Below are 568 nucleotides of genomic sequence, written 5' to 3' on the forward strand. Positions count from 1 at the left end.
GGCTCCGACCGCTTGTAAGCGCACGGTTTCAGGTACTATTTCACTCCCCTGTTCGGGGTACTTTTCACCTTTCCCTCACGGTACTGGTTCACTATCGGTCTTTCAGGAGTATTTAGCCTTACCAGATGGGCCTGGCAGATTCACACAGGATTTCTCGTGTCCCGCGCTACTCAGGATACTGCTAAAATTTAAAACCTTACGTGTACGTGGCTGTCACACTCTCTGGCCGTTCTTTCCAAAACGCTCCACTTCAATTTTAAATCTATATCGCAGTCCTACAACCCCAACGTTGCCTGAACAACATTGGTTTGGGCTAATCCCCGTTCGCTCGCCGCTACTTAGGGAATCACTATTGTTTTCTTCTCCTCCAGGTACTTAGATGTTTCAGTTCCCTGGGTTTGCCCCCCGAAGGGTGACTGGTCATCAACCAGCCGGGTTGCCCCATTCAGAAATCTGCGGATCAATAAATATTTGCTTCTCCCCGCAGCTTATCGCAGCTTATCACGTCTTTCTTCGCCTCTGAAAGCCTAGGCATCCACCGTACGCCCTTGCTTACTTTCTTGTTGGT

1 rRNA gene is annotated in these 568 nt (G+C 49.5%); it reads right to left on the reverse strand.

Features of this window, described 5'->3' with window-relative positions:
- Positions 1–562 (reverse strand): 23S ribosomal RNA (locus tag OM075_RS25450); the annotation flags it as partial.
- Positions 563–568 lie beyond the last annotated feature (6 nt).

The sequence above is a fragment of the Plebeiibacterium sediminum genome (genome assembly GCF_026013605.1).
Classification (GTDB): Bacteria; Bacteroidota; Bacteroidia; order Bacteroidales; family Marinilabiliaceae; genus Saccharicrinis; species Saccharicrinis sediminus.